The sequence below is a fragment of the Haloferax elongans ATCC BAA-1513 genome, from assembly GCF_000336755.1.
GTDB lineage: Archaea > Halobacteriota > Halobacteria > Halobacteriales > Haloferacaceae > Haloferax > Haloferax elongans.
Genome location: NZ_AOLK01000019.1, coordinates 248416 through 270836, shown reverse-complemented (window position 1 = coordinate 270836; position 22421 = coordinate 248416). Strand labels below are relative to the sequence as shown.

General features: G+C 62.0%; 18 protein-coding genes and 1 pseudogene. 15 read left to right on the top strand and 4 right to left on the bottom strand.

All coding sequences use genetic code 11. From position 1 onward, the window contains the following. Window positions 1-100 precede the first annotated feature (100 nt). The 9 genes and pseudogenes from acs (C453_RS12145) (at window position 101) to C453_RS12105 (ending at window position 11852) form a co-directional block, all read left to right on the top strand. Window positions 101-2074: an acetate--CoA ligase gene (gene acs, locus C453_RS12145; RefSeq protein WP_008324852.1), complete on the top strand. Its 1974-nt coding sequence runs from the start codon at window positions 101-103 to the stop codon at window positions 2072-2074. A gap of 120 nt (window positions 2075-2194) precedes the next feature. Next, window positions 2195-4033: a bacterio-opsin activator domain-containing protein gene (locus C453_RS12140; RefSeq protein ID WP_008324837.1), complete on the top strand. Its 1839-nt coding sequence runs from the start codon at window positions 2195-2197 to the stop codon at window positions 4031-4033. 194 nt (window positions 4034-4227) lie between these two features. Then, window positions 4228-6313 (top strand): annotated as a pseudogene (gene acs / locus C453_RS12135) (acetate--CoA ligase). Between the two features lie 117 nt (window positions 6314-6430). Next, complete coding sequence (locus tag C453_RS12130; RefSeq protein WP_008324832.1) at window positions 6431-6862, top strand: DUF4212 domain-containing protein; 432 nt, start codon at window positions 6431-6433, stop codon at window positions 6860-6862. Continuing rightward, window positions 6859-8502, top strand: coding sequence for a VC_2705 family sodium/solute symporter (locus C453_RS12125; RefSeq protein WP_008324831.1), 1644 nt, complete (start codon window positions 6859-6861; stop codon window positions 8500-8502). The genes C453_RS12130 and C453_RS12125 overlap by 4 nt, the downstream gene beginning before the upstream one ends. Before the next feature lie 3 nt (window positions 8503-8505). Continuing rightward, window positions 8506-8979 carry a universal stress protein gene (locus tag C453_RS12120; RefSeq protein WP_008324830.1) on the top strand — a complete coding sequence of 158 codons (474 nt, stop codon included), beginning with the start codon at window positions 8506-8508 and terminating at the stop codon, window positions 8977-8979. Between the two features lie 9 nt (window positions 8980-8988). Further along, window positions 8989-9195 (top strand): hypothetical protein, encoded by a 207-nt coding sequence (locus tag C453_RS12115; protein WP_007541208.1) that lies wholly within the window; start codon window positions 8989-8991, stop codon window positions 9193-9195. 74 nt (window positions 9196-9269) lie between these two features. After that, window positions 9270-10808, top strand: a complete 1539-nt coding sequence (locus tag C453_RS12110) for a sensor histidine kinase (protein ID WP_241430744.1) — start codon at window positions 9270-9272, stop codon at window positions 10806-10808. Window positions 10809-10916: 108 nt separating this feature from the next. Then, window positions 10917-11852, top strand: coding sequence for an ABC transporter substrate-binding protein (locus tag C453_RS12105; RefSeq protein ID WP_008324826.1), 936 nt, complete (start codon window positions 10917-10919; stop codon window positions 11850-11852). On the opposite strand, the gene C453_RS12100 is transcribed toward C453_RS12105, so the two are convergent. Then, window positions 11849-12361 carry an Lrp/AsnC family transcriptional regulator gene (locus C453_RS12100; RefSeq protein ID WP_008324818.1) on the bottom strand — a complete coding sequence of 171 codons (513 nt, stop codon included), beginning with the start codon at window positions 12359-12361 and terminating at the stop codon, window positions 11849-11851. The genes C453_RS12105 and C453_RS12100 overlap by 4 nt on opposite strands. A gap of 239 nt (window positions 12362-12600) precedes the next feature. Between C453_RS12100 and C453_RS12095 the strand changes: the two genes are divergently transcribed. Both C453_RS12095 and C453_RS12090 read left to right on the top strand, forming a co-directional pair. Continuing rightward, window positions 12601-12960, top strand: a complete 360-nt coding sequence (locus tag C453_RS12095; protein WP_008324816.1) for a hypothetical protein — start codon at window positions 12601-12603, stop codon at window positions 12958-12960. Then, window positions 12960-13931 carry a formate/nitrite transporter family protein gene (locus tag C453_RS12090; protein ID WP_008324815.1) on the top strand — a complete coding sequence of 324 codons (972 nt, stop codon included), beginning with the start codon at window positions 12960-12962 and terminating at the stop codon, window positions 13929-13931. Before C453_RS12095 ends, C453_RS12090 begins: the two co-directional genes overlap by 1 nt. 38 nt (window positions 13932-13969) lie before the next feature. Here the strand turns inward: C453_RS12090 and C453_RS12085 are convergent, their stop codons facing one another. Both C453_RS12085 and tenA read right to left on the bottom strand, forming a co-directional pair. Then, entirely contained in the window at window positions 13970-15505 is a 1536-nt protein-coding gene (locus C453_RS12085; protein WP_008324814.1) for a sodium:solute symporter family transporter, read from the bottom strand. A 37-nt stretch (window positions 15506-15542) separates the two neighbouring features. Then, complete coding sequence (gene tenA, locus C453_RS12080) at window positions 15543-16208, bottom strand: thiaminase II (protein WP_008324813.1); 666 nt, start codon at window positions 16206-16208, stop codon at window positions 15543-15545. Between the two features lie 330 nt (window positions 16209-16538). Here tenA and C453_RS12075 point away from each other — a divergent pair, with 330 nt between their 5' ends. The 3 genes from C453_RS12075 to C453_RS12065 all read left to right on the top strand — a co-directional run bounded on the left by C453_RS12075 (window position 16539) and on the right by C453_RS12065 (window position 19426). After that, window positions 16539-17573 carry a methyl-accepting chemotaxis protein gene (locus tag C453_RS12075; RefSeq protein ID WP_008324812.1) on the top strand — a complete coding sequence of 345 codons (1035 nt, stop codon included), beginning with the start codon at window positions 16539-16541 and terminating at the stop codon, window positions 17571-17573. After that, the gene (locus tag C453_RS12070) at window positions 17573-18016 is read left to right on the top strand and encodes a chemotaxis protein CheW (RefSeq protein ID WP_008324811.1); all 444 of its coding nucleotides are present in this window, start codon (window positions 17573-17575) and stop codon (window positions 18014-18016) included. The genes C453_RS12075 and C453_RS12070 overlap by 1 nt, the downstream gene beginning before the upstream one ends. A 99-nt stretch (window positions 18017-18115) precedes the next feature. After that, window positions 18116-19426, top strand: a complete 1311-nt coding sequence (locus C453_RS12065) for an MFS transporter (protein WP_008324810.1) — start codon at window positions 18116-18118, stop codon at window positions 19424-19426. Between the two features lie 6 nt (window positions 19427-19432). Here C453_RS12065 and C453_RS12060 read toward each other — a convergent pair whose 3' ends face one another. Then, on the bottom strand, window positions 19433-20020 hold the full coding sequence (locus C453_RS12060; protein ID WP_008324809.1) for a hypothetical protein: 588 nt from the start codon (window positions 20018-20020) through the stop codon (window positions 19433-19435). Between the two features lie 234 nt (window positions 20021-20254). Here C453_RS12060 and C453_RS12055 point away from each other — a divergent pair, with 234 nt between their 5' ends. After that, window positions 20255-22117 carry a hypothetical protein gene (locus tag C453_RS12055; RefSeq protein ID WP_008324808.1) on the top strand — a complete coding sequence of 621 codons (1863 nt, stop codon included), beginning with the start codon at window positions 20255-20257 and terminating at the stop codon, window positions 22115-22117. Window positions 22118-22421: the final 304 nt, after the last annotated feature.

Sequence of the window (22421 nt, the reverse complement as noted above, 5' to 3'; positions counted from 1 at the left end):
GTGTTTAAAGTGGGGGTCTCTCGACGCACCCACTCGCCGCCGTCGAATCGGGAGCGTGTTGTACGAATCTTTTATGGTCCGAGGTCGGCTGTGTTGGTCCATGTCGAACGGTCGGGAGTCGGACACTCCAGAGCAGGCGGCCGAATCGAGCGGCCGCCGACCGCCGACGCCGTTTGTCGAGCAGGCGAACGCGGCCGACGAGTCCATCTACGAGACGTTCGAAACGACGTGGCCCGACTGCTGGGAGACAGCAGCAGCGCGGCTCGCGTGGGACGAGTCCTACGATACTGTGCTGTCCGGCGATGGACCGCCATTCGAGTGGTTCGCGGGCGGGACGCTCAACGCGTCGTACAACTGCCTCGACCGCCACCTCGAAGCCGGTGGGAAGAACCGCGTCGCCATCAAGTGGGAGAGTCGAACCGGCGACACGCGCGTCTACACGTACCAAGACCTCTCCCGTGAGGTCAACGAGTTCGCGGCCGGACTCCGCGAACTCGGCGTCGACGAAGACGACGTGGTGACGCTCTACATGCCGAACATCCCCGAGTTACCCATCGCGATGTTGGCGTGCGCCCGCATCGGCGCACCTCACAACGTCGTGTTCGCTGGCCTCTCTGCCGACGCGCTCGCGACCCGACTCGAAAGCGCCGAATCCAACTATTTGGTCACGTGCGACGGCTACTATCGCCGAGGGAATCCAGTTCTCCTCAAGCGAAAGGCCGACGACGCGCGACTGAGCGTCGACCACGACATCCGGGAGACAGTGGTCGTCGACCGCCTCGACGGCGACACCCACCTCGGGGAGACCCAACACGACTACCACGAACTCGTCGAAGAGCACGCTGGCGCTGCGGTCGACCCAGTCGAACGCGAGGCCAACGACTGTCTGTTTCTCATCCACACTTCGGGGACGACCGGGGAACCGAAGAAGGTCAAACACACGACCGGCGGCTACCTCGCACACGTCGCGTGGACGACCGAGACAGTACTCGACCTCGGCCCCGCCGACACCTACCTGAGTACGGCCAACATCGGGTGGATTAGCGGCCACTCGTACGTCGTTTACGGCCCGCTCGCAGTGGGTTCCACCGTCGTAATGTACGAAGGCGCGCCAGACTACCCCGAGAAAGACCGCCTCTGGAACCTCGTCGAGTCGAACGCGGTAGACGTGTTCTACACCGCGCCGACGGTGATTCGCTCGTTCATGAAATGGGGGCCCGAGTACCCGGCCGCACACGACCTGTCGAGTCTTCGCCTCCTCGGCACGGTCGGCGAGCCAATTAACCCTCGCGCGTGGGAGTGGTATTACGAACACGTCGGCGGCGGCCGCTGTCCCATCGTGGACACGTGGTGGCAGACCGAGACCGGCGGCATGATGGTCACGACGCTTCCGGGAGTCGACGAAATGAAACCCGGTTCTGTCGGGCGGCCGCTTCCGGGCATCGACGCACAGGTCGTGGATGCGACCGGGTCTGTGTGTGACTCGAACGAACCCGGATATCTCGTCGTCCGGCGGCCGTGGCCGGGGATGCCGCACGCGCTCCTCGATGGGACCCGGTGGGCGGATGACCAGTCTGTGCCCGCCGATATCGACGGGTGGTTTTACTTCACGGGCGATGGCGCACGAAGAGACGACGATGGCTACATCACGGTTCTCGGACGGGTGGACGACGTTATCAACGTCTCCGGGCATCGCCTCGGAACCATGGAAGTCGAGTCGGCAATCGTCGACGTCGACCACGTCGTCGAGGCGGCAGTCGTGAGCATCGACGACCCGCAAGCCGAGGGAATCTACGCCTACGTCACCGTGGAGGCGGACGCCACCGGCGACGACGCTACCCGAAAACGAATCGAGGGCCGCGTCCGCGAGCGTATCGGTCCCATAGCGATACCAGAGGAAATCGTCTTCACCCCGGACCTGCCGAAGACCCGGTCTGGAAAGATAATGCGCCGATTCCTCGAAAACATCACCAACGGTGAGGACTTCGGCGATACGTCGACGCTCCGCAACCCTGAAGTTGTCGGAGAACTGGAATCTATCGTCAGAAACCAGACTGGTGTTTCGGAAGAATAGCGAAACCGAAACTATGCTATTCGACTTCTCAGATGTAATTCTGGAGCTAGACGAGTGTCACTCCAGAAAGACAGCTGTCACCGGAACAATTTAGTTCGAATTCTTCGATTATTACGAAAGATGGGTTGGCCAAGAGACACGTTCGGAACGGCCCAAGAGTGGGCGGTCGCGTACGACCGACTGCGCCGGGCGACCGAGACGTACCGCGAGGACCTCGTCGTCAGATTGGGCGCGGAAGTGGGCTTACAACCGACCGAGATGAGCCGTCTCACGCCTGCACACGTCGCAACCGGGCGGCCTCGTGGCACCGACCTCACCGCACTTTCGGTCCCTGATGACGACCGAACCGCGTATCTCCCGGCCGACGTCGAACACGACCTGCGGAAGTTCGTCGCCGCGAACGACGTGGGCGACTCCGACCGCGTCTTTCCGGTCACGGCGCGGCGACTCCAGATGCTCGTTTCGACGGTTGGCGAACGCGCTGCCGAGCGATTCGACCAGGACGAGTTGGCTGACGTCTCCTCGCGTGACCTTCGGAACTACTACGCGAAGCAACTGCTCGCCGAGGGCGTCCACCCGAGTGTGGTACTCCGAGTCGGGGGCTGGAACCGACTGGAGAGTCTCTCTCCGTTCGTCGACGCCCCCGCAGAGACGGCAGTTATCGAGGCGCTCTCGTCTGATACCGGCGGCTACGATTCGGGCGGTGGCGTCGCTCACACCAGTTCTGGCCGTCGCCCGGACGTCGAACGCTCGACGACTGGTGTCGGAACGGCCACCTCGTCGCGACTGTCGTCTGTCGTCGAACTCGTCCGCGAAACCAGCGCTGCACTCTCGGATGCGACGACCCGTGACGAGCTGGAACAGACGCTCTGTGAACGACTCGGTCGGTCGAACGCGTATCGCTTCGCGTGGATTTCCGCGGCTAATACTGCGTCTGGAGCCTCACAGACCGCAGTCGGCATCGACGAAGCTGGGTTGTCGGACGTCCGTCGCGTCGTTCCCGACAGTGGTGAACCGGCCGATTCGGATGGCAACGAAGCCCTCGTTCGAACGTCGAACGTGTCTGTTTCGAGCGAGAGTGGTGTGGTTGATAGCGACGGTGGACCGGTGGCTATCACCACTGTGTCGCTCGTGCACGGCGAGACGACGTTCGGGCGATTACACCTCGGCACATCGCCGGGAACTGTCTCGACGGGCGAACAGAGCGTGTTGGCGACGCTCGGACAGCAGGCCGGTGCTGCGCTCACAGCGGTCGAGCGGAAGAAACTCTTGCTCGCGGATACGGTTACTCGACTCCGATTCCAGTGTACCGACGACGGTTCGGTCCTCGTCCGAGTCTCCGATGCACTCGGGTGTACGGTTGCACTCCGTGGCGTCGCCCCTATCGCCGACCGGTCCTTGCTCTGTTTCCTCGCCGTGAGCGGTGTGAAAACCGACCGAGCGTTCGACGAACTGGACGCCGCACCCGAAATCTCGAACGTTCGTCTCGTTCGCGACCGCGGCGAGGAGTCGGTGCTCGAAATCGTGCTCTCCGGTGAGTCGCTTCTCTCGGCGGTCACAGCACGCGACGGGACCGTCTCGGAGTTCGTCGCCGAGGACGGCACTGCCAGTTTCGTCGTATCGCTTTCGAACGAAATCCCGCTCCGAACCGTCATCGCAGAGTTGACCGACGCCTACCCGGACACCGAACTCCGGTCGAAACGGGAGGTCGAGCGCGACCCACAGCACGCGACCGATTTCCGCGAGTCTGTCGAGGGGCGACTGACCGACAAGCAGCACTCTGCACTCCGCGCTGCATTCTTAGCTGGGTACTTCGAGTGGCCCCGTGAGAGCACTGCTGAGGACCTCGCAGACTCCCTCGACGTGTCGTCGCCGACGCTCCATCAACACCTTCGGACCGCCCAACAGAAGTTGCTCCACTCGTTCTTCGACGACCTCGACGCGTCGATGGACCACTAAATCGTTAGGTTCGGAAACGTGGTTTGGGTTCTCCCCGATTCTGTATGGTGAATTACTAAATATTCCAGACAGTTGGCTGAAGGACTGTAATCGGTTGAGGGGTCCTGTAACAGAGTATTTGAGAAAATATCTTATTGTTCGTGATAGTTAGATGGCTGACTTATACCCTTGTCTGTTCCTCGCTATCACAGAGCATGTCGGAAGAAGCCCAGGTAGAACTCGAAGCACGACTCGCAGAACAAGCAGAGTTCGAACCGTCGGCGGAGTTTGTCGAGCAGGCGAACGTATCGGACCCGGAGATATACGACGAGTTCGAGGAGAACTGGCCGGAGTGTTGGGAGCGAGCAGCCGACCTCATCGACTGGGACGACGACTACGAGGAGGTGCTGGACGATTCGAACCCACCGTTTTACGAGTGGTTCACAGGTGGGAAACTGAACGCCTCCTACAACTGTCTCGACCGACACGTCGAAAACGGCGACAAGAACCGGGTCGCCATCAAGNTTCACAGGTGGGAAACTGAACGCCTCCTACAACTGTCTCGACCGACACGTCGAAAACGGCGACAAGAACCGGGTCGCCATCAAGTGGGAGGGCGAGCACGGAACGACGCGCACGTACACGTACCAAGACCTCTACCGCGAGGTCAACGAATTCGCGGCTGCCCTTCGCGACCTCGGTGTCGAGGAAGACGACGTGGTGACGCTCTACATGCCGATGATTCCCGAGTTGCCCATCGCGATGCTGGCGTGTGCCCGCATCGGCGCACCCCATTCGGTGGTGTTCGCCGGATTCTCCGCGGAAGCACTCGCCACGCGGATGAACTCGGCGAACTCGGAGTTCCTCGTTACGTGTGACGGCTACTACCGCCGCGGCGACCCGCTGGATCACCTCGACAAAGCGAACGAAGGACTCGACGGCGTCGACCACGGTGTCGAAGCGACCGTCGTCGTGGACCGCCTCGGCGACGATGGCTTCGGCCACGACCTTCGCGGGAATCAGCACGACTGGGACGACCTGCTGGCCGACCACACGGGCGACCGGGTGGACCCAGTCCAGCGCGACGCCGAGGACATGCTCTTCCTGATGTACACCTCGGGAACCACGGGGCAGCCGAAAGGTGTCAAGCACACGACGGGTGGCTACCTCTCGTATGCAGCGTGGACTTCGCACGCGGTGCTGGACATCGAGAAAGAAGACACCTACTGGTGTTCGGCCGACATCGGCTGGATTACCGGTCACTCGTACATCGTCTACGGGCCGTTAGCGCTCGGCACGACCACGGTGATGTACGAAGGAACGCCGGACTTCCCGAGCCGCGACCGACTCTGGGAGATTATCGAGAAGTACTCGGTCGATATCTTCTACACCGCGCCGACGGCGATTCGGGCGTTCATGAAGTGGGGAAGTCGCTTCCCCGAACAGCACGACCTGTCGAGTCTTCGCCTCCTCGGCACGGTCGGCGAGCCAATCAATCCCCGCGCGTGGAAGTGGTACTACAAACACATCGGCAACGAGGACTGCCCCATCGTAGACACGTGGTGGCAGACCGAGACTGGCGGCATGATGGTGACGACGCTTCCTGGCGTCGGGAAGATGAAACCCGGCTCTGCGGGGCCGCCGCTGCCGGGCATCGACGCCCAAATCGTCGATACGGGCGGTGAAGAAGTCGAGGCCGGGCGCGCTGGCTATCTCACGGTCAACAAGCCGTGGCCGGGGATGCTCCGCACGCTCTACAAGAACGATGAGCGGTTCATCAACGAGTACTGGCGCGAGTACTCTGACCTCGACAGCGACGACTCCGACGACTGGGTCTACTTCCCCGAAGACGGTGCGAAGGTCGACGACGACGGCTACATCACCGTTCTGGGTCGCGTCGACGACGTCATCAACGTCTCTGGTCATCGCCTCGGAACGATGGAAATCGAGTCGGCAATCGTCGGCGTCGAAGGCGTCGCGGAAGCGGCCGTCGTCGGCGCGAATCACGACCTGAAAGGCGAGGCGGTCTACGCCTACGTCATCACCGAGGACGGCCACGATGGCGACGACGACCTTCGGGGCCGTATCATCGAGGGCGTCGAGGACGCTATCGGCCCGATTGCTCGCCCCGAGGAGGTCGTGTTCACGCCCGAACTGCCGAAGACGCGCTCGGGCAAAATCATGCGTCGCCTGCTGGAAGACGTCGCGAACGGCGACGAACTCGGGAACACCTCGACGCTTCGGAATCCCGACGTCGTCGAGGACATCCAGCAGAAGGTCCAACAGCAGCAGCGGGCCTGACTGGCCGACGAACACGGCAGCGCGACTGGCTAGCAGGCACACTCCCCGTCGGACGGATTCCTGGCTGGGCTGTCCAACGGGGTGACACGGGATTCGGACGACATTCGATACACAACGATGACATCTGACATGAGTGGGTCCACTGACCCGCACGAATCGCAGACGAAAGCCGCACAGCACGAACAGATAGACTACCTCGACCGGGAGGTGAACCTCCTGAAGCCGAGTACCCCCTTCATGCGCGACCACCTGAAGGTTATCTGGGCTGGCTTCATCGCGTGGGCGCTTCTCACGTTCGGGCCGCCAGTGGCGACGTACCTCGCACCCGGTCTCATGACGACGCAGTTGCCGGGTATCGGGTTCCCGGCACACTACTTCGCCGTCGCGGTCATCTCACCGACGAGTTCGCTCGTCCTCGCGTTCCTCTACTCGCGGAAGCGAGACCAACTCGACCAGCGATACGGCATCGACCACGGGGCGGCAGCGAGTGACGCAGGGGAGACCCACGGTGACGAAGCGGCGGCGGTCGACGGAGGGGTCACCGAATGAACTCGCTTTTCCTCCAGTCGGGCGACCTGCTTCCCGAGGCGCTCAACATCTCGTTCAAACCGATTCCGGCGCTCATGGTTGTCGGGATGTTGAGCCTCTTTCTCGCCATCGGCTACGTGTTCAAAGTCGCCGACACCGAGGGGATGTGGGTCGCCGGACGGTCAATCGGCAACATCGAGAACGGCATGGCAATCGGTGCCAACTGGATGTCCGCGGCGTCGTACCTCGGCTTAGCGGGACTCGTCGCGCTCGCGGGGTTCTACGGCCTCGCGTTCATCATCGGCTGGACCACGGGCTACTTCGTCCTGCTCATCTTCCTCGCCGCGCAGATGCGCCGGTTCGGGAAGTACACCGCGCCGGACTTCGTGGGCGACCGATTCAACTCGGACACTGCCCGCGCCATCGGTGCGTTGACGACCATCCTCATCGGCTTCGTCTACTCGGTCGGACAGGCTCGCGGGATGGGTCTCGTCGGCCTCTACGTCTTCGGCACCGACTACGTGACGATGGTCGTCGTCATGATGGCTATCACGGTCGGCTACCTGACCGTCTCGGGGATGCTCGGCGCGACCAAGAACATGGCCGTGCAGTACGTCATCCTCATCGTCGCGTTCCTCGCGGCCATCTACACCGTCGGCTACGTCGGCGGCTACTCGACGGTCCTCCCGCAAATCGAGTACGGAAAGCTCGTCGGTGAACTGTCGGCAGAGTTCTCCGAACCCTTCGCCAACGCGGGCTTCTACCTCTGGATTGCCACGGCGTTCTCGCTTATCTTCGGCACGTGCGGCCTCCCGCACGTGCTCGTTCGGTTCTACACCGTCGAAAACGAGAAGACGGCACGGCAGTCCACGGTCTGGGGGCTGTTCTTCATCCTCCTCCTCTACTGGAGTGCGCCTGCGCTGGCAGCCTTCGGTGTCGACCTCTACGACGCGTCGCAGTACGGCCCGACCTTCGCGGCGAACGGCGGCATGAGTGGCGGTGAAGGCGACCTCATCGTCGTCCTTGCGGCCCAGCTTTCGAACCTCCCGACGTGGTTCGTCGGTCTTGTCGCTGCGGGTGGTATCGCGGCCGCAATCGCGACGACCGCCGGACTGTTCATCACTGCCTCCTCTGCGGTCTCACACGACATCTACACGAACATCGTCAACCCCGACGCGACGCAACGACAGCAGGTGCTCGTCGGTCGCGCGACCATCGTCGCGCTCGGTGCAATCGTGACGGTTACGGCGTTCGACCCGCCCGCGCTCGTCGGCGAACTCGTCGCACTGGCGTTCTCGCTCGCGGCTATCGTCCTGTTCCCGATGTTCTTCCTCGGTCTCTGGTGGGAGAACACTAACCGTCAGGGCGCGCTCGCGGGGATGTCTGTGGGTCTCGTACTCTGGGTCGCGGCCGTCGTCAACGACCTCATCTTCCACTTCAGCGACACCTTCGCCGAGTTCGTCCCCGCAATCGGGGCCGCACTCGTTGGCACGCCGCTGGTGTTCGCCGTCACCATCGCCGTCTCGATGGCGACGTCCGAGCCTCCCGAGCGAATCAAGAAGATGGTTCGGCAGTGTCACAGTCCCGAACCGATGGGACAGCAGCAATCCGCCGAAGACGTGGTGGCAACCGACGGGGGCCAGACCCCCGCGGACGACTGACCAATGTATGACCACATCCTCGTTCCCACCGACGGGAGCACGGCAGCCGAATCGGCCGTCGACCAAGCAGTGGACCTCGCGTCGAAGTACGACGCGACGCTTCACGCCCTGTACGTCATCGACGTGGACGCCACCAGCTATTCGCTGGGCACCGAACAGGTCGACCGACTGCGGCAGGGGCACCTCGACGAGATGCCCGAAGTGCAGGCGGACGCCGACGAAGCGACAGGATACGTCGCCGACGTTGCCGCCGCGCACGGCCTCGTCGTCAAAGAACACGTCACCGCTGGCGAACCAGCACGAGCCATTCGGAAGTTCGTCGAGGACAACGACATCGACCTCGTGGTGATGGGCTCGCACGGTCGCTCCGGCCTCTCGCGGGTCGTTCTCGGGAGCGTCACCGAGAAGGTGCTCCGCCGGACGCGACTGCCCGTTCTCGTTGTCGACATGCACGGTGAGCAGGATGCGGAGGTGTAGTGCCGACCGATGAGTCTCGTCCAGACGATTCGTGACCACGTCGCGACCCACCGCTCGGAGATGGTGACAGACCTCCTGTTCGCCCTCGCGTGGGTGACGGTGGTGTCGCTTCTGTTCGACGTCGTCGACGGCCCTCAGTGGGCGTTTTACCTCTGTCTCGCTGCGGGTGTCGTCGCCCATTACGGCTTTTTCGCCTCGGTCGAGGCCGCGCGGTGAGGCCGCGTTCGCCTCATTCCCACTGTCATAACATCGCCGGTAGGTTCAACTATGAGATTTTCGTCGGGTACGACATGAGACGCCGTTCGTCCTCACTCCCCGGAGAGGCTGGCTCCGGTGAATGGCTACGATGCGACGGTTCTGGCATTCCCCCTGACCACGAACGAACGCTTCCCTCGCGGATGTTCAAGGAGGCGGTCGACAACGCCGGTCACGGAATCGTCTTCACCCGCCTGGACGGGACTATCGAGTACGTCAATCCCGCCTTCGAGGAGACGACCGGCTACGACGCAAGCGAGGTTATCGGCGAAACGCCAAGTATCCTCAAATCGGGTGTCCACGGTGCCGAGTTCTACAGTGACCTCTGGGGGACTATCACTGACGGCGAGGTGTGGGAAGGGGTGCTTCACAACGTTCGGAAGAACGGCGACCCCTACGTCATCGAACAGACGATTTCGCCGATTCGACACGAGGGGCAGACGGTCGGCTACGTCGCCGTCAACAACGAAATCACGGACATGTGGGAGCGGGAGCGAAAAATCGAGGCGCTCCACGAGGCGACGCGCGAACTGCTGGACTCCGAAAACTTCGACGACGTCGCTTCGGGCGTCGGCATCGCTACCGACGCGATTCTCGATTTCCCGATAAACGTGGTCAGACTCCGCAACGGTGACCGATTAGAACCGGTGCACGTCGACGAAGAGACCCTCGAATTGATTGGTGACCGCCCGGCGTACCACTTCGACGAGAGTCCGGTCGGTGAGGTGTTCAAAACGGGTGAGCCACGAATCTACGAGGACGTAGAGGAACTCGACGACGACTACGACCGCGGGCCGGTTCACTCGTGGTTGTACGTTCCCATTGGCTCCTACGGTGTCATCAGCGTCGGACAGACGCAACCGAACTCGTTCACCGAAACCGACGTCAAACTCGTCGAGATTCTCGCGACCAACGCCGAGACGGTGTTTCGGAGCCTCGAACACGAACAGGAGTTAGCGCGGGAGAACGAACGTCTCGAACAGTTCGCCAAGACGGTCTCACACGACCTTCGGAACCCGCTGAACGTCGCCGAGGGGACGCTCGAACAGATGCGCGAGTTCACGGAGCAACTCGACCGCATGACGCGCGCACACCAGCGCATGGAGGAGGTCATCGAAGGCGTCCTCACACTCGCACGACAAGGCCAGCGCGTCGAAGAGACGGAGATAGTCGATATGTCGAAACTCGCCTCGGACTGCTGGTCACACGTGAGCACGCCGGGTGCTGCACTCGCCGTCGAGTCGAACGACGAGTTCCTCGTCGAGGCCGACGAGACGCGGTGTAAGCACCTTTTCGAGAACCTCTTCAGAAATGCTATCACGCACGGCAATGCGACGATGGTCACGGTCGGGCCGCTCGAAGACGGCTTCTTCGTCGAAGACGACGGCACCGGGATTCCAGCCGACGAGCGCGCCGCCGTGTTCGACACCGGCTACACGACAGCGACGTACGGAACTGGACTCGGACTCTCGATAGTGAGAGAAATCGCTGAGGCCCACGGCTGGGAGGCGTCGCTGACCGAAAGCGACGAGGGTGGTGCTCGGTTCGAATTCCGCCGCTCTCGGGCGTATTGATTCGGGGCGCACACCTCCTGAGTCACCGAACGAAGCCATTCTAGAAATTCACACATATCTATTCGCCTGAAATATTAGATATTTATCCAATGAGAAATACACTCCTGTATGCGCGTCGTTTCGCTCGTCCCCTCTGCCACGGAGTTGCTGACCGCAATCGGGACAGACCCTATCGGAATCTCTCATAGTTGTGACTACCCTCCCCGAGTTACGTCCCAGCCGACACTCACGAGCACTGCTATCGACCACGAGGACCGGTCGAGCCGTGAGATAGACGAACAGATGTCGTCGATAGACGGTGCAGCGTACGACCTCGACGCGAACCGACTCGACGACTTGGACCCGGACCTCGTCGTTACGCAATCGACGTGCGACGTCTGTGCGGTGGACTCGTCGGACGTGTTCGAGGCCGTTCGCGACCGAAATCTCGACGCGGAGATTCTCGCTCTCGACCCGCACTCGCTGGACGACGTTCTGACCGCCCTCCTGCAAATCGGTGAGGCGGTCGGAAAGACGATGGACGCAGCGACGCTCCGCTTCGAGATTCACGAACGAATCAACGCGGTCGAATCACGCGTCGTCGGTCTCGACAGTCCGCGGACGGCCGTGCTCGACTGGACCGACCCACTGTATCGGAGTGGGCACTGGGTCCGCGACCTCGTCGAACTCGCTGGCGGCGACGGTTCGTTCCAACCAAACGGTCGGTCAGAACAGATTCAGTGGGACGCGCTCGTCGAGTACGACCCCGAGCGACTCGTCGTTGCGCCCTGTGGATTCTCGCGAGAGCGCGCGGTCGACGCCGTCTCGACGCTTGCCGAGCGCGACGAGTGGACCGAACTCACTGCAGTCAAAGAGGGTCACGTCTACGCAGTCGACGGAAACGCGCTGTTCAACCGACCTGGCCCACGGCTCGTCGATTCGCTCGAAGTACTCGCGAGTTGTATCCATCCCGAACTCTCGACGGTCGTCGACGACGAGTTAGCAAGTCGAGTCGAGAACGTGGCACAGCAGTCAGGGGACAAGAACGCGGTACAGCAGCCTTAGCGCCTATCATCCGTGTGGGGGGCGTTCCTTGATAGCTCTGTTTCGTCCACCGGTTTGAAGCCAGCAAACGGGCGTCGCATTTCTCCGCGAACCAGATGCTCGTCGGCAACGTGGAGACCGATATCGCTGAGTTCACGCGCAATGCGGGCAAGGTCTTCTCCGTCTTCTCCAACGGTACTCACGAGGACGTTGTGTTCTCCGGTCGCGAGTTCGCGGACGCTGACGACGCCGGGAATCTCTAATGCATGCTCGCCGAGTTTGGATCGGTCTGGGATTTCGGCAGTACACTCCATCTGGACGTGAAGTTGGTAGCCTGCACGCTCGTAGTCGACGTCGGCGTGATAGCCCACGATGATGCCTTCAGATTCGAGGCGTTGGATGCGCTTTCGTACCGTGCTCGGCGAGGCGTCGACGTGTTCGGCGATGTCTCGCGAGGAGATGTGCCGCGAGTCGCGCTGTAACTCGTAGAGAATTGCCCGGTCTAGGTCGTCGAGTCCGTCGAGTGTCATCTCAGTCCCTCTCGGCGGTGGTGGGAGGCCGTTGCACGTGTGACAAAATTCCTGATTTGGTATTTTGAACTCATAATATTCACACATTGGTAACGAACTGTGTATATATGGCCATTCCGGTCAAATCAACCTGCTAATTTATGTATTCGTGGGGGTATACTCCGACATGGACCCAACCAGCAGCAACACACGCGCCTGTGCGACCGACTTCTCGACCCGTCTGACCGGGGGTGGGTGAGATGTCCGACGCGGACGAACTGCCCTTTGATGGCTTGTTGCCTGACCGCCTGCGGTCCGACCGCCTGTGGACGCTTATCCTCGCGCTCACACTCGTGACGATGCCGGCGATAACGCTCATCTTCGCCTACGTGGTGTTGACCGTCACCCAGAGTGCTATCGTCGACCAGTTGACGCCACTCGAACTCGTCGAGTTGTACCTCGTCGAACTCGTCATGTTCGCCACGTTCAGCTACGTCCTCTACCGGTTGGCCCGGTTCGCCGCGTCACGGGACCCGCCGACGGACGAGCAGGATGACGAACACGCCGACGACGCCAGCCAGACGGTCGAATCATCGGATACGGAGGTTCAGGTCAACTGATGGATTCGTCCCGACTCCCGACCGACGACGGTGTCGAACACGGTTCCTCGTTCGATAGAGCGCGGAGTGGCGCTCCCGCCGCGGGAGAGGCCGTCGGCGACCGGTTTTCGACCGACGAGATATTCCAGCGCGTCGTGGCGACCGCCGACGAAGAGGTCTCTTCTGGAATACAGAAACTCTACCTCAGCGGAATCGCCGCGGGGCTTGCCATCACACTCACGTTCTTCGTCTACGCTACCGGTAAGGCTGCGTTCCCGAACGACGTGACGGGGCTTCTCGCGCCGCTTCTGTACCCGCTCGGGTTCGTCTACATCATCATGGGTCGGTACCAACTGTACACCGAAAACACGCTGACGCCGGTAACGTTGGTGCTGACGCGAGTCGCGAGCGTCCCCTCGCTATTCCGCGTCTGGCTGAGCGTCCTCGCCGGAAACCTCACGGGAGCGCTCATTGGGACGTTCGTCCTCGCGAACGCAGGTGTCTTCTCGCCCGAGGCGGCCGCGGCAGCCGTCGACATCGGGACGAAAGGTATCGAGACGCCGTGGTGGAGCCTCGTGTTCAAAGCCATCTTCGCAGGGTGGCTCGTCGCCGGTCTCGTCTGGCTCGAACACGCCGTTCGCGACTCCATCTCGCGGGTCGTCCTCATCTACCTCGTCATCTACACCATCCCGGCGACCGGTCTCTACCACATCGTCGTCAGCTCCGCAGACGTCTTCTACCTCGTCTTCACGGGCAACATCGCGCTCGCGACTGGCCTCTGGGAGTTCGCCGTCCCGGTGTTGCTCGGAAACACCATCGGTGGCGTGTTCCTGGTGACGCTCATCAACTACGGGCAGACCGAGAACCGCTTCCCCGAGGGCGACGCGTCGCGGCCAAAGCTGACGCTCCGCGAGTGGCTGTTCAGCCAGCGAATCAGCACGCCCGAAGAACCGGCTTCACGGCCCGACCCGGCACCGGGTGCCGATTCGTAGTCGACTCCCGGTAGCCGCTCACGCTTCTCTGTCTTTCCTCAGTCTGACTGGACCGCGGCTCGGTCGGCTGCCGAATCGTCCAGTCGGCGAACCTTCTGTGTGAGGCCGCCGAGGTCGAATTCGGTGGTCGAAACTCGCGCTGCGCCGACGGCAACGACCGCAGAGACGATGAACGCGCCAGCGAACGACGTGAGATACAGTGGGTCTGCAGTCGGGAGGAGGTCGCCAAGCACCGGAATTCCGGTCGTGACCGAACGGAAGTCCGGGAAGTACGCGATGCCGACGCCGAGGCCGGTGAGGCTGCTCACGAGCGCGCCGGTCCCGGTGAGTCGCGTCGAGTAGAGTCCATAGACGAGCGGGAATGCGACAGCCGCGCCGAGCAGGTCGGCGAGGAAGAACAGCCGGAGCACACTCTGTGCTCGCAGGCTGACGTAGACGGCCGCGAGCGCGACGAGGATAGTAAAGGCCCGTGCGCCGAGTGTGAGTTGCTTGTCGCTGGAGTCGGGGAGCATCCGCGCGAGGTCGACCGTCACGAGACACGAAAGCGCGTTGAACAGCGTGTCGACCGAACTCATCACGAGCAACAGCGCCACGAGGACGACGGCGAGGACGACCCACGACGGGACCGCCGATTCGAGGAGCACGAAGAAGGCGACATCGGCGTTGTACCCCGCACTCGTCACGTCGGCGACGATGTCAGCGTGCCCGACTGCGACGACGCCGACCAGCGCGGCGAGGAAGACGACCGCACCGTTGACTACGGTCGCGTTTCGGAACCCGCGAGAGACTGTTTCGCTCGACTTCCCGGCGTAGATTCGTTGCCACCACGTCTGGTTCACCAACTCCGCGCCGAGGATGGCGAAGGCGAGCGCGATACCGAACTGGAGTCCCGGTACGAACCCGGGGTCGAGGAGTGCAGGGTTCGTCGCGGCGACGCCCTCGTAGACGGGGCCAACCCCACCGAGCGAGACGAGGACGCCCACGAGCGCGACGATGAGAAGCGGGAAGACGACGAGAGCCTGCACCGTATCGGTGAACATGCTCGCTTCGAGGCCGCCGTAGGTCGTGTACGCGAGCACAGCCCCGCCGACGAGAATCGCGGTCTGCCAGTGCGGGACGCCCGCGACGAACGCGAGTGCACCAGCGATACCGGTCAACTCGGCCGCCACGAAGATGAACATGTAGAGCGCGCTGACGACGAGGACGAACGCGTACATCGCGTCGCCGTAGCGGGCGTGGGCGTATTCGGTCAGCGAGTGGCCGTCGGGCATCAACTCTCGAATTCGCGGGCCGAGTTTCGCGTAGACGGCCATCGGGACCGCTTCACCGATTGCGTAGCCGATGACCGCGGCGATACCGAATCCGGCCCCGGCCTCCGGCGCGGCGAAGAGAATCCAGACGCCCATCACGGAGGCGACGAGTGTCGCTGTCGTCCGTCGCTCGCCCGCCGAGTCGCGGGCGGAGACGAGGTCTTCGACCGAGGTAACTCGCCCTCGAGAGTACCAGATGCCGAGTCCGGCGAACACGACGAGGGTCACGACGGTGAGGCCGAGTACGAGGTCGGTGCCGACCATCAGCGGCAGCCTCCGTTTAGTGTCTCACCTGTCGCACTCACAGCGGCCACTCCTGTTGGTTCCACGCAGCGTCCCAGAACAGATACTCGTAGCGAGCCGAGGTGCGGAACAGGTCGCGATAGCGCTCTTTCGTCGCGTCGCTGGCGTCTTCGGCGACGTCGTCCATGAGCAGTTTACACCACTCCGTGAGTTCGGTGAACTCGTCGCCAGAGTACATGTCGACCCACGCGGCGTACTGTTCGTGGTCCGGTTTTCCAGCCGCGGCCAGTCGGTTCCCCGTCTCGTTGAAGCCCCACATGCACGGCAGGAGTGCGGCGACGATGTCACCGAACGTCCCGTGCGAGGCGGTTCGGACGAGGAAGTCCGTGTACGCCTGCGTCGTCGGCGACGGGATGGTCGCTTCGAGTTCGCTTTCACTGATTCCGAACTCGGCCGCGTACGACCGGTGGAGGTCCATCTCCTCGTTCACAGTCGCGTCGAGTAGTTCGGCGAACGTCCCCATCGACGTGAGGTTTGGGGACTTCGCGGCCCCGAGTGCGAACAGCCGACTGTACTCGATGAGATAGACGTAATCCTGCCGAACCCAGTATCTGAACGGCTCCTCGTCGAGTGTCCCAGCACCGAGGCTTTGCACCATCGGGTGGTCCACGATAGCCGACCAAAACTCGTCGGCCTCGTCGTGAAGCTCGTCGGTAAATGCCATAACTGGCACTCCGTGAGAATTGAGAAAAGGATTATGATTAAGTGGTATTAGGTGGTAGTTATATGTGGTATTAGATGGTCGTCTCGGGTGGTATTTGGAGGAGATTCCGATTGTTACGGGGCGTTTCTCGATCGCTCGGCTTCATTCTCAGTCGGTTCGAATTTGACCCTACTAATGTCGTCCTGCTCACAATAAGTCGAACGAACGTACGGAAAAATGTGTATGTGTGAGACAATTTGGTCCACAGTGTCTGAATAATTCCCCTCATCAAGATATCTTCCCTGATAATTTGGCCGAATGATTAACAACTGGTGTCGTATATCAATGTGTATGACGAGTGAGCGGGAATTCAGCGGACGCGACGCGAACCCTCCCAAGTTCGACGGCGGAGTCGCTGCAGGAGACGTTCTCGACGGTGAAGCGGCCGACGCTGACGATGTTCTGGACGATGTAGACGACGCAGACGACGCGACCGACGAGATAGACGTAGCTATCGCCGAACTCGGCGATGCGTCAGAAGACATCGCCGTCAGCGCACAGGATATTAGCGACCTCGCGAACGACCAGGCCGCAAACATGGACGAGGTTGCAGGCGAGATATCGAACCTGAGCGCGAGCGTCGAGGAGATTGCCTCCAGCGCCGAGCAGACGAAGTCGATGAGCGACCAAGCGCGCGAACTCGCCTCCGAGGGGCGGACGTCGGCCGACAACGCCGCCGACGCCATGGAGTCGGTCGACGACGCCACGTCCGAGGTCTACGAGGAAATCGTCGACCTCCGCCAGAAGGTCGACCAAATCGACGCGGTCGTCGAGGTCATCAACGAAATCGCCGACCAGACCAACCTCCTCGCGCTCAACGCGTCTATCGAGGCCGCACGCGCTGGCGACGCAGGGTCCGGTTTCGCCGTCGTCGCAGACGAAGTGAAGAACCTCGCCGAGCAGTCCCGCGACAGCGTCTCCGAAATCGAGGAGATGGTCGAGGACATCCAGGACTCGACATCGACGACCGTCACCAACATCGCCGAGGCGAACGACGAGGTCAACGAGGGGATGTCTGAAGTCGCCGACGCCGTGACGGCGCTCCGAAGTATCGACAACGCGGTCGAAGAGGCCGCCGCCGGTGCCGAAGAAGTCGCGCGGGCGACAGACCAGCAGGCGGCGAGTACCGAAGAAGTCGCGAGCATCGTCGACGAGACGGCCCGCGGCGCGAAGCGCGTCGCCAACGAGATTACGGATGTCGCCGCCGCGACGGAAGAACAGACGTCGAAGGTCTCCGAAATCGCGCTTCTCACGGACCACATCGAAGACGAAGTCGAGGACGATGGCAATCACGGCGCCGCCGCTGAACACGGTGGTGGTGCCTAATGGCCGCCAATGACGCCACCGAGACGACCCTCGACGAACCGACGCAGGTGCTCGAATTCGACATCGGAGACGAGCGCTACTGCGTCGAACTCGATGCCGTCGCAGAAATCATCGACCGGCAGTCCGTTCGTGCACTCCCTGACACGCCGCCACACGTCGTCGGCGCGATGGACTACCGCGGCGTGACGACGACTGTCATCGACACCGCCAGTCTGCTTGACGTCGGCTCGAACCCGGACGCACCGCGCGTCATCGTCTTCGACGACGGTGACGAGGATTCGAAAGTGTACGGCTGGCTCGTCGACGAAGTCGAGCGCGTGGCCGACATCGACCCTGAAAACGTCGACGACGCGCCGTTCGGCGGCGACCACACGAAAGGCATCGTCAGACGCGACGAGGGGCTCGTCGTTTGGGTGACGCCACCGACTGACGGCTCCGAATAGGCGAGACTGCACGCTTTTCAGTTCGCTTTCACCTCGACTCCACAGCTTCGGCTTCCGATTCCCCTACTTTCATTCTCCGATAGGTCGTGTGCAACACCGATGGCAACACGCCGAGACTCGGTCGATGTCTTCGATTCCTTCAGGCAGTTTATCGGGCTCGAACGCGACGTGCTCGTCCTCTCCCTGGCGATGCTCGCGTTCAGCCTCTCGTTTCAGATGACCGGTCGGTACATCCCCGAATATCTGCGTGTTCTCGGCGCGGGAGCCACCGTCGTCGGCCTGTACGGGAGCGTCGGCAACCTCATCGGCGCGCTCTATCCGTATCCTGGTGGGGCGCTTTCGGACCGACTCGGCTCGCGACTCTCATTGACGCTGTTCGGCACCATCACTTCTGCTGGCTTTCTGTTCTGGTTCGTCGCACCTTCGGTTCCGCCGGTGACGCTCGCGGGCGTCTCACTCGAACCGTGGATATGGATTTTCGTCGGCCTCTTTCTCACGCAAGCGTGGAAGTCGTTCGGACTCGGCGCGACGTTCGCAATCGTCAAACAGAGCGTCTCGCCGGACCGACTCGCGATGGGCTTCGCCAGCACCGAAATCTTCCGCCGAATCGGGTTCTTACTCGGTCCACTCATCGCTGCGGCCCTGCTCGCGGCGACAGCCTCGTTCGTCGTCGGCTTCCAGTACGTGCTCATCGTCGCCGCGGCGTTCGGTATCGTCGCCACCGTCGCCCAGCACTTCCTCTATGACGCTGGCGAGGACTCCATCGGAAAGTCCTTCGAGGGACTCGCGCAACTCCGGTCTGATATTCGGTCGCTTCCATCGACGCTTCGACCGCTTCTCGTCGCCGACACGCTCATCCGGTTCGCCAACGGGATGGTGTACGTCTTCTTTGTTATCGTCGTCACCGACTTCCTCGCGGTCGGATTCACCGGATTCGGTGTGTCGCTCCGGCCGGACGCGTTCTTCGGTATCCTCCTCGGCGTCGAGATGGTCGTCGCGCTCCTGACGAAACTCCCCGTCTCGAAACTCGCCGAGCGAACCGGACTCAAGCCCGTCGTCGGACTCGGTTTCACCGTCTACGCCGTCTTCCCGATTCTCCTCATCCTCGCGCCGTCGAACCAGTGGGTTCTCGTCGCCCTCTTCGCGTTTTCGGGACTCCGGTTCGCCGGGCTTCCGGCACACAAGGCGCTCATCGTCGGCCCCGCAAAGCGAGATTCGGGCGGTCGCGTGACGGGCACCTACTACCTCGTTCGAAACACAGTCGTCATTCCGAGCGCAGCGCTCGGTGGATGGCTCTATGCGACAGACCCGACACTCGCGTTCGGCGTCGCGTCGGTCGTCGGACTCGTCGGTGTCGCGTACTTCGCTATTCGCGGAGAAGAGTTCGAGGCGTATGCTGGCGGCGCCTAACCACGCTTACGCGGGGTTGTCCAGCGATATCTCGAAGTAGTGCATCTTGCTCACGTCACCGTCGAACGTGAGGTGGATGAGGGCCTTTTCGTCAGAGGGGATGTTGCTGCTCACGTCCGTACTTTTGCTCACGACGTCGTCATCGGCATCGTACACCGTTCCGACGACGCTCAGACGGCCAATAGCCGCGCTAGCGGTGACCGAAAGACCGACTTTGTACGTTCCGTTTTCTTCGTCGAGTGTGGCGTAATTCTGCCACGCGTCCGCACTCTGGTAATCGGTCGAGACGATAACACCCGGAATCGGTCCCTTCATCAGGAGCGTGCCGACGACTGCTGGGTCGTCGTCATCGCGCGTGAACGTGATACGGTCTTCGAGTGATTCGACCGCTTCAGGCGTCTGTTCGTCCGGTTCTTCCGAGGTCTCTTCTGGCGTCGATTCCGGCGTCTGCTCGGGGGTTGACTCGTCTGGAGTCGCCGTCTGTTCGTTATTGGACCCGCCGGAGCTGCCGCCGCTCTGGCTCGCTTCGCCGTCGTCTGAATCGTCTGGCCCTTCGAGGAGTCCCGTTCCGAGACACCCCGATATTGCTATCATGCCAACTCCAATTCCACCAAGGAACCTGCGTCTGTTGTGCATGAACTATCTATCGTGATACAATTAGTAAATTATGAATGTTGTAATTTCAAGAATGTCCATTCCCTGTGGGTATCGAACAAGTTAATCAATCCATTACCATCTATGTTTGGCACGGAACAGTATTCATGTTCGGTGACGTATCTTCCCGTGAGTCTTCCGTGAGTCCCGGTGGATTGAGGTGGAGGTGCTAAGATGGCGGTCTCCACGGACCGTCGAACGAGAACCGTCTCGGAGCTCTCGCTCCCGACGCTTCTCGCCCCCCCCGTTCAACGGGCGCTTCTCGTCGTCGCCGCCCTCGCAGTGCTCGCACAGAGCGCGCTTCTCATCCTCGTCCCGCCGCCTGCTGGCTACGAACCGTCTCCAGTGACCGCGTTCCCAGTCTCCTACTGGGCCATGTTCGGGTTGGGTATCGCCACCGCAGTCCTCGTCTCGGTCGGGAGCGCGGTGACTCGAAACAGGAACTGGACGCGCGCGGTCACGCTTCTGCTCGCGCAGTACGCCCTGTTTTTCGCTATTCCGGGCGTCCGCGGCTATCGTCTCTACGGGCGTGGAACGTCCGACTCGCTGTACCACCTTGGCGCGGTCCGCGACCTCGTCGCTTTCGGGTCGCTTCCGGGAGACGTCTTCTACCCGTTCGAGCACATGCTCTTCGCCGAACTCGTCTTCTTCGGCGTTCCCGTCGCGACGCTCATCCAACTCTCACCGTTCGTCTTCACCGTCGTCTACGTTCTCGGCGTCGGTGTGTACCTCCGGGCCTTGACTGGTGACGACCGGGCGCTCCCGCTCGGTATCGCCGCCGCGACGCCGCTGTACTTCGCGAAATTCTACACGCAACTACAGCCCGCGGTGCTGTCGTTCATGCTGTTTCCCGTGTTCCTCGCGTTCGTCGAGCGCGCCCGTCGGACGAACGACCGGCGGTACCTCGGCCTCGTCGCCGTGTCGAGCATCGCGCTCATCTTCTTCCACCCGATATCGGCGCTGTTCTTCGTCGTCATTGTCGTCGGAACCGTCGGCTACAGCAACGTCTACCGTCGCGTGACGGGGAACCCTGTTCGCTCGATTCGGCCGACGATTGCCCTCGCAATCGTCCCGGCGGCGTTCATGTGGTACATCGGCTTCCGTCGAACGCAGTTGAGTATCATCGAAATCTTCGCGCTCGCCGGCGAGACGAACCCGGCCAGCCAACGGGCGGAACTCGCGAGCAACGCGGGACTGACCGCTCTCGAACTCGTCCAGCGGTTCGTGCAACTGTATGGGGCTGTCTTCCTGTACTTCGCTGTGGCCGGGGTGTTCTCACTTTGGCTCGTCAGCCGGCTCCTCAAAACCGACGTGAAGTACCACGACGGGTTCCTCGTGACTCAGTTCGGAATCGGTTCCGCCGTCGGCATCGTCTTCCTCGGAACCTATCTCATCGCTACCGGGCCGATACGCATCGCTCGCTACGCGCTCGTGTTTGCGACGCTCCTCGTCGGGCTCAGTTTCCTGAAGCTCTTGGTCGCCCGCGGGAACTTCCGCCTTCGCGTCGTCGGGACGACAGTCCTCGTCGTCGTCGTCGTCGCCGCGGCGCTCCTCGGGACGTTCACGGTCTACGGACCCAACAAGCACATGACCTACTCGGAGTACGAAGGCGCGGACTTCATGCTCCAGTACCACAACCCAGACCTGCCCGTCCGGTCGTTCAGTCTAACCGTCAAGACAGAACGGTACCTCACCGGCGGGCAGGACATCACGCTCCCACGCCGGACGTTCTCGGAGGAGAGCGAACGATACGCATTGACGCCCGGTCTCGGCTACGACGAGTACGAACGGGCGTCGATTTCGTACACGCACTCCTACGCCGCGACACACGAGTACGACCGCCGGTTCCTCGACGCGGCGTACTTCACCGACAACCAGCGAGAGCAGTTGTTCCTCTATGACCAGTCGGATATCGCCGAGATGGACGCCGACCACACGGTCAATCGGGTCTATTCCAACGGTGGGTTCCAGGGATGGTACATCCGGTGGGGCGAGGACAAACCCAACGCCGCCACCGAAACGTTCCCTGCTGGCTGAGTTGCAGCGGGGCTCTCGGGGGAGTGGAGTCGGCAGAATACGTACGACCGAAGCGTCAGCAGGGACGTGACCCCCGGGCGACAGTCGTCGACCCGGACGTCAGGTTTCGGCCGCGGATGCGGCCGGATGAGCGCGATGGACAGTGGTTAGCGTGCGATTCGAGTCGGTCGTCGGTGGAGGGCGACCGGCGTGCCCCGTCGTGCAAGGGCTGGTGTGGTGGAGGGTCGGTGGAGGGCTGGTGGTTGGAGGGTTGCCCGGATTGTGGTGGAGGGTCGGTGGAGGGCTGGTGGTTGGAGGGTTGCCC